Raw genomic sequence first — 7,659 nt, forward strand, 5'->3', positions numbered from 1 at the left:
CCTCCGAATTGCCGACAAGTTAGAACTTTCTTCAGGAATGATTGACAGATCGGAAGAATACTTTGGGAAAGGGAAACTGAAGATCTATGTTCTGTCAAAGGAATACGTCTTCCTTTTGAAATATGCATTTTCGTTATTTATAATGGAAGAACCGGGCGTCTTCCCTGTCCTTCCGTCCATGATTCACAAAATAAGGGAACCGATGACAGTGAATGCGGCAAAGCCGAAAAGTGCAGGTGCGGCAAATTTCTTCGAAGTGCCACCGAATGCATGATTTTTTGAAAGGATTTCATCAACTATTTTTATTTCTCTGACCTTCCAGAAGGACTTATCATGTGTCAGAAAAGCGTCCGATCCAGCCGCCTTCACCGTGGCGAGAATTGCGCAGTCTCCTGAACCCAAACTCATGCGGTCATAAACAGACAGGAAATTGATTGAAGTGCATAATTGCTGATGTGAAATTTCATTTCCCATGGGACAAAACGACGTGTAAGGCTTTCGATTATGTTTCAATCAACTATCCTTGAAGCCGCTTCCTGACCAATCTGCAGGAACAATCTATTGCAAAGTCGGAGTGGATTCGTGCCTGGCTGTCCTGTTCCGGATTAGCCGTACATTTCCAATGCCGTCCATCCGATTTTCCGCTTTTCAATTTTTGTAAAGCTCCTGTTCCACATCCTGAAGTCTCATCAAGACCACATCGTCGGAAGTCTCAGGCGGGATTCTCCTGAATCCTCCTCTGGAGAAAACCGCATATGTGTATTTGTTCCCGGGATACAGCTTTCTCAGCGTTTCTGATTTCCTCTTTAGATCTTCAACCACGCTCATCGTTACCGGACTGTTTGTCCACTTGCATTCTGCGAAAAGCAATTCCCTTCTTGTTTCGGAATACGCGACAATATCAATCTCTTCGATGTCCCTCCCTTTCTTTCCACTCCCATTCCTGCCCCACCACCTGGAAACTGTGCCGAATGATCTGCCCAGTATTCCTTCCGCTATGAGTTCCTTCATTAATTTCTCAAACTGCCCGCCTGCAAAGGAGGGGAAATCAGCCTTTATGCTGTGAAGTACCTCCTCGGTGCGAGAACTCTCAATTTCACTCCTGTGTGGCAATACGTACCGGAACCAGAATTTCAGATACTGGTCAGATATCCGGTATAACCTTCTCTTGAATTTTTCAGAAGCTCCGAACGGTTTTTCCGGAATGATGAGGCCCAAGGACATTAGCACATCCAGATATTTTGACACCATGCTCTTGTCCAGACCGGAATAGGCACATATCTCCCCCAATGAGTGATTCCCGCAGGAGATTGATCTGAGAATCAGCATATAGTTCCTTGGCTCCCTGAATTCAGTCCGAAGGAGGAATTCTGCCTCCTCATAGAGGGAGGCACCCTTTGAAAGCATGTTCCTCGACACGTTTTTCCAGAATTCCAAATTCGAATCAAGTTTCAGGAGATATTCCGGTACCCCGCCGAACACGAAATATGTCCTGCACATATCTTCAAAACCGTAATTCACGAATTCGCGCAGGTGTCTGAACTTCAGGGGGCCCAGCTGCAACTGGCCTGTTCTTCTTCCGTAAAGAGGACTTCTGACGGATAGAACTTCATTCTCCATCATGCTGATTGAAGAGCCTGAAAGAACCAGCATTACGTTCATCTGTCCGAGCAGAGAGTCGTATATTTTCTGGAAAATCGATGGTATGGCCCTGTTGGCCTCAATGAGATACGGGAACTCATCTATGGCTATTATGATCTTAGATCTCTTTGCCCTCGCCTGAAATGAACTGCTTGAAACCAGAACGGAAAAGAAGGAGTGCCAGTCATCAAAGTTAGCCATAAGAATGCTGTCATCATCAAGAAACTTTGAGATGACCGCCTTGAAGCCCCTGATGTTTTCCCTGTCTCCCTCAGATGTTGCAAGAAAATATACTCCCCTGTCACCTACGAAATTGCTGATCAATTCGGTCTTTCCCACCCTTCTTCTTCCGTAGAGAACGAATAGCGATGAGCCACCCGCTGAGTAGACATCTTCCATGATTTTCATTTCCTCAACCCTGTTTACAAACTTGTGTTGAGACATAAGTATTATACTTTACTCACAACTAATATTTATGTGTATCCGGTATGAATTCACCGAATTCAATATCAGCGGAGCATCCCTTCAAAACTTCAATCAAATCCCGTCCCATCCAGCGGTCACTGATATTCCTCTGGCGATCAGGTCGAACAGCGCATTCTTGATTCTTCGCCAATCCACAAACGTATCCGTTGCCGCTCACTGGCTGGTGAGCCCGTTCATGGTGGCTATGAGGACGGTCGCGACGGATTCGACATCCAGCCAGCCCCGAACTCCCCGTTCGCAATTCCCTCTTTTATGACCGATACGGGAATTCCATGTATCCTGCTGTCCAGCGCGTAGAGGAGCCTGTCCGAATTTTCCAGCCTTTAAGATGCCGACACCCCGGGTGGCATAATGCAGGTGAAAAGCTCATTGCTTATGAATATGCCAACTAGCCGGTTTTTTTCAGTCTGACAAAAAAAGAAATGGTGGGAATCCGAATGCACCCATGAACCCGCAGGCCACAGAACGCTGACCAGTCTTGCTGCGGTCTACCCTGAAGCGGAGTATGAGTATTGACCGTCAATAGATCATATGTCGGGGAAACGGAAAGATGACTGAATGCTGGCAGCCGTGAGGAATGGCACCACATGGGCAAGACTTCGAAACGTTTGTCAGGTAGCGAGAAAGGCAGACTTCCCAAGCTGAAGACCTTCAGGAGGGAAGAGTGTGACCGTTCTCTTTGACAGTTCAGTCTGGATTGAATACTGGAAGGGCGGCGGATATGCCGATGCGGCAGCCCAGTATATTGAAGGACATGAAAGAGCACTTCCGTCAACAATCAATGTGGCTGAGGTTCACTATTGGATAGCAGGAACATATGGTGAAGAAGAGGCAAATGAGAGAGTCGCTTCAATTGAGAGAAGATGCCATTTGCTTCCGGTGTCAAAGGAAATTGCGATTGACAAATCCCGACTTAAACAGAAATAGGATTTCAGCTTGCCTCATTCACTCTCTTCAGAACATTCAGTGCCCTGAGCGTGACCCATCTGCTGGGCTGCCCCTCTCTCTCGATCACAAGTGGTGTATGTACTGCTTTGGTCTTACCGTATTTTGCATATACGTCAGGATGGTTCCTGTCAATATTCCATCTCCCATCCCTCCTCCTCTTGCCGGTAAGTATCTCAAGCGCGGGAAGAATACGTCTGTCGCCTGCATACCCGAAGCCAGTAACAATATCCAGACCCACCAGTATGTCATAGTAGTAGTGATTGGGGTAGTGAAACCTGAACCATGGCCCATATTTGCCCTTGCCTTCCCTGAAGAGATTCCGTTGCAGATAGAACTCCACCCCCCTGGCAATAGAGTCCTTTACTGCCTGTGTTTTCATGCTTTCAGGGAGGGAGGCAAATGCCGCGAGCGCCTCCCATGAGTCGAGTGTGCCGCGACTGCTTTCATAGCAGTTCCATCCGCCATCCTGCTTCTGGTCCTCAAGAAGGCGTGCGTAGAGCTTCCTGACCCTCCAGTCATCAGCATAGCCGAACCTTGTGAGCATGCGAGCCATGTTGCCGACTATGCAGACCTCCTCGTTGAATATGTTGATAGGCATGCCTGTCTTCATCTTGTACCTGAACATGACGTCCGCAACCTTTCTGATGCCGGGATGTGATTTGGTCGCGCCCATTTCAGACAGGACGAGTGCAATCCAGTTGGTGGAGTGGAATTTGGGGTAGTAGGTGAAATTCATCCATTCTTTCAGTGTTTCGTAAGTTGGTTCCCCAGGCTCGCTTTTCTCCCAGTAACCTCCGGGTTTCTGCTTCCTGAGCAGTTCGGCTGCCCATCCCCTCCTTGTGATCATTCTCTTTGCCCTGAGAACCTCCGAATCATTTTCGCCGTAATCCAGAAGATTGACAAGAGCCTGATATCTTATGGAGGGCTGTTTCTCCTCCAAAAGCCAGTTCATTACGCTATCTTCCTGTTCCTTCGACTCAAACATCTTCAATTGGTATTCAACTCCTTTTAAACAGGGGCAGACAAACAAAAAAATGCTGCTTATCCTCCCACGTCTTTAGAATAACATTCATTGCCTGCCAGAATATAATTTACTTTCCCTGCATATGCCAAATTCTCTCGTGTGCCGTCACTGTTTGAATGCATTCAAAGAAGGGGATGGAGACGTTTCCATCAGGAAGGCGTGTTTCATTGCCATGCGATGTCTTCTGTTGTTGCCTTTTTCAGGCATACTGATCTCACACCTCTTGAATGTCGTATTTCGCAATCGTCCTGCGGTTTATGAAGAAAGCTATATATGGGGTAGCAGGCAATAAAAGCATAATGCAGGAACGTAACAGGCTTAGGAAAATCGCCGCATTCCTTGCGTTGACAGGTGCGGGCTTCTACGTTTCTCAGATTTTTAATAGCAGTCCTCTGGCTATAATCACTTCGGCATTTGGCAGCGCGTGTTTGATTGGATCATTTTTTCTGTTCCTCGAATCTGTGAAAGTCGGCAGGAGAAAGATCGGCGATTGAGCAGCGATTTGATCGGAACGTATGCTCTTGACGCGATATGGTGTGCCTAAGATACGACATATTGGACTGAATTAGCTTCAGGTTAATGACAAAGTAATCCTCATTCCCCGCCAGACTCACATAGGAAAGAGGTAGTGTACAGCGTTTTCTGTGAATTCTCTCAGACCGCGTGCCTTTGGTGCCTTCACTGCATGAGTTAGGAGACTTAAACATGAAAACACAAGGCAACGACATGGGTGAATTGAAAGATATGATGCTGAATTTCCTGAGCAAGGCGTAAATTGTATGGTAAAAATGATAATATGCGGTATAAGATATACAATAATTGCAATTGCATGACAGAAAGCATAATTGTCAGGGTTGATAAACAGACAAAGGCCAAATTGAGGAAATACAAGATCAATATGAGCAAGTCGATCAGGGAGTTTCTGAAGTCGGAAATCGCAGCGAGAGAAGAGGAAGAACTGGCTTCGCTCCTTGAAAAATCAAGAAAGATACTCTCTAAAATGTCCGATGAAGAAATTGTCATGGCAGTCAGGTCTGCGAGGTATGGAAGGTGAAGACTGTCGCGGATGCAAGCTCGCTGTTACTGATGATAAAACATCTCAATCCACTGGACTGGATCTCAATTGCAAAATAACTCATGGTCCTGGACCTTTCGGCATATGAAGCCAGCAACGCGTTGTGGAACGCGGTAAGGCTACGGAAAAACCTTGGCAGTAAGGAAGCAATCCTGATCACAAAATAATGTTTGTTTTCCTTTATCACTGTTCAACGGTACACCTGTAGGATTTGCACTATGAGACAATAATGGATATCACGCTCGAAAATAGGCCGACCTATTATGATGCGTCCTATCTTTATGCGGCTGCTTCCATGAAATTGCCTCTCACTACAAAGAGCAGAAAGCTCAGAGAAGCAGGTCCCGAAGGGTCTGTTACCATCTCATGGAGTGAATTCCTGGAAAAGAGTGGATTCCGACTCCGAGGTGATTGCGAGAAGTCGTTCCAACATGATGACTATACATGACAGAGCTGTTACTGATAAGTGCGAATATTATGATATGGCACGCACACAGGAAAGCTGGTCTCATATGAATTTATAAGAAACCTTCTGATATTGCCATGCAATCACTGAATGGGGCGTCGACTGAATAATTTTATTTCTTTTCCCAATGGGAAGATCGAGCAATTTCTAGAAAAATCGCCACCGGGAACAGCGAGTCCGGCACGCAGCGCTCTGTCTTCAGCCATAGATTTGAATCAGTCCTTCAACTTCGTTCTTTGAAATTGGGTTCACGACATGCCACTTGTCGGCAAGTTTGCTGACTTCCGGGCTCTGAGGCACGCTGAAGCGAAGCATTTTCACCTTCTCAGGGACGGGTTTCAATTTGCCAGAAATGCTGGTCTTTCCCACCAGTGATGAAAGAAAGCCGATTATATTCTGCTTCCTGGCTCGTTTTGCTATATCCACCGCGTCTGAATCCTTCACTTTCCCTGTTTTGATCAATGCAGCGGCGGCAGCTACTTTTCTTGGTTCACCGCTCTCAGAGGCCCATAGAACCAGTCCCTTGGGTGACATAAACGATCCATCTGTCGTCACTATCGGATTCTCATATAACAATGGAGAGTCGTTAACGACAACCTCAAAGGCTTTTGTTTCCACAGGTTTCCTGGAAAGAATATCGTCAGGTCCGACGAACGCTATCCCCAGCCTTGCAAACGAACTCCTCGGACCCTAGAGTACGCCACTTTCGGAGTGCATCTTAAAGAACGGGCCGTCTGCAGGAATTCAACATCAAACCTTCCGCAATGCCGATACCTGGAACTTAACGACTGTCGTACAGAGCAGCGGTCAGTCAGTAGAATATAGCAATTATCTATTTTCATCAGAAAATCTTTATGCTGCAATTCAACTTCACGCGTGCGAATGTTCTCGGAATATCCGGATAATGATACAATAGGCAGGATACTCGATGATATACCTTTCAACGTCGAGAGAATCATGACACCATGGAGCAAAGTAATCAAAGTCAGATCGGACTAGAACAGAGAAAAGGTAAAAGAATTGATTCAAGAAATGGGCAAAGAAAGAATCGATCTAATAGTTGTTACCAATGGACAGTGTACCATGTCTGCTGTAATTTCCTGATCCTGTACACTATTTGATGTAGCATTATATTTAACAATGTCGTATAAAATAATTTTTTATATTTTAATCCTATTTCGACTCGATTAACATGGACGTGATTATGTTAATTAAGGCCAAGAGATTGCCGACAAAGAAGGAATCTGAAGAAGCACAGAGGATTTCAGATGAGGCTGTAAGGAAAGGAGCAAAGATTGAGATTTACAGGACATACGGAACATATGACACAATAGCAATTGTCAAGGGCCAGGATGAAGGCGAAGAGACTTATCTTAGGTATCTTCACACTGTCAAGGAATGGGCAGACGTTCAAACACAAGTGGTCATCGATAGTGAACTCTACAGTAGAGTAAGCAAGGATTACATAAAATAAGCTGATGCTCTCGCTGCGAGATAACAAAAAGTTAACTTCTTACAGTTACGGCGGTGACAACTGAGCATTTACTGTCCTATAATCGCCCTCAACGAGCGATGACAGGACGGTGGATATGAAGCCCTGTTCCCTCTTACTGCATCTGCTATATACGGACATTATGCATTCGGGCGCACGTGTCCCGCTCCATGTCCTTCCTCTGCCGCTTACCTTTCGGCGGAATAAACCTTGCTGAATGCATTCTCTGCCAGGTTGTTGTGATATGGAACGCCTCTTTGTCTGAGGAATGTGAATAAAATGTCAAACCTCCTTCTCAGCTCGACAGCTATGTGTGCATCATCCCCGTCCGTCCATCCAACTGCAGGCAGGTCGGACAGTTACCTACCGGCGATTGTGAACGCCATTTTCCTTGTATGGTCCGATTTGTCCGTTGCATGTACGGCCGATGACGGTATGTGCCTTATGCCGCTGTCCAGCAGGAACTGCTGGAACACTGACGCACTGTCTGGATGGTTGCTGTAGAACTGCGAACCCCTGTCTGTGTT

The 7,659-nt window shown here is 46.1% G+C and carries 9 protein-coding genes; 6 read left to right on the forward strand and 3 right to left on the reverse strand.

The annotated features are described in order from the left end of the window. Positions 1 to 274: hypothetical protein (locus tag KIS29_10830; protein ID MBX8640819.1), on the forward strand; the 274-nt coding region annotated here is incomplete at its 5' end. Positions 275 to 648: 374 nt separating this feature from the next. Here KIS29_10830 and KIS29_10835 read toward each other — a convergent pair. After that, positions 649 to 2,085, reverse strand: coding sequence for an ATP-binding protein (locus KIS29_10835; GenBank protein ID MBX8640820.1), 1,437 nt, complete (start codon positions 2,083 to 2,085; stop codon positions 649 to 651). Between the two features lie 708 nt (positions 2,086 to 2,793). Between KIS29_10835 and KIS29_10840 the strand changes: the two genes are divergently transcribed. Further along, positions 2,794 to 3,054: a PIN domain-containing protein gene (locus tag KIS29_10840; GenBank protein ID MBX8640821.1), complete on the forward strand. Its 261-nt coding sequence runs from the start codon at positions 2,794 to 2,796 to the stop codon at positions 3,052 to 3,054. A 4-nt stretch (positions 3,055 to 3,058) separates the two neighbouring features. On the opposite strand, the gene KIS29_10845 is transcribed toward KIS29_10840, so the two are convergent. Then, positions 3,059 to 4,066, reverse strand: coding sequence for a hypothetical protein (locus KIS29_10845; protein MBX8640822.1), 1,008 nt, complete (start codon positions 4,064 to 4,066; stop codon positions 3,059 to 3,061). A 332-nt stretch (positions 4,067 to 4,398) separates the two neighbouring features. Here KIS29_10845 and KIS29_10850 point away from each other — a divergent pair, with 332 nt between their 5' ends. The 3 genes from KIS29_10850 (at position 4,399) to KIS29_10860 (ending at position 5,622) form a co-directional block, all read left to right on the forward strand. Then, positions 4,399 to 4,593, forward strand: coding sequence for a hypothetical protein (locus KIS29_10850; protein MBX8640823.1), 195 nt, complete (start codon positions 4,399 to 4,401; stop codon positions 4,591 to 4,593). A gap of 335 nt (positions 4,594 to 4,928) precedes the next feature. Then, positions 4,929 to 5,153: a DUF4145 domain-containing protein gene (locus KIS29_10855; GenBank protein MBX8640824.1), complete on the forward strand. Its 225-nt coding sequence runs from the start codon at positions 4,929 to 4,931 to the stop codon at positions 5,151 to 5,153. Positions 5,154 to 5,403: 250 nt separating this feature from the next. Further along, positions 5,404 to 5,622 carry a hypothetical protein gene (locus KIS29_10860; protein ID MBX8640825.1) on the forward strand — a complete coding sequence of 73 codons (219 nt, stop codon included), beginning with the start codon at positions 5,404 to 5,406 and terminating at the stop codon, positions 5,620 to 5,622. Positions 5,623 to 5,838: 216 nt separating this feature from the next. Here KIS29_10860 and KIS29_10865 read toward each other — a convergent pair whose 3' ends face one another. Beyond that, positions 5,839 to 6,258, reverse strand: a complete 420-nt coding sequence (locus KIS29_10865; protein ID MBX8640826.1) for a hypothetical protein — start codon at positions 6,256 to 6,258, stop codon at positions 5,839 to 5,841. Positions 6,259 to 6,832: 574 nt separating this feature from the next. Here KIS29_10865 and KIS29_10870 point away from each other — a divergent pair. After that, the gene (locus KIS29_10870) at positions 6,833 to 7,114 is read left to right on the forward strand and encodes a hypothetical protein (protein MBX8640827.1); all 282 of its coding nucleotides are present in this window, start codon (positions 6,833 to 6,835) and stop codon (positions 7,112 to 7,114) included. Positions 7,115 to 7,659: the final 545 nt, after the last annotated feature.

Origin of the sequence: Candidatus Sysuiplasma jiujiangense (assembly GCA_019721075.1) — an archaeon.
GTDB lineage: Archaea > Thermoplasmatota > Thermoplasmata > Sysuiplasmatales > Sysuiplasmataceae > Sysuiplasma > Sysuiplasma jiujiangense.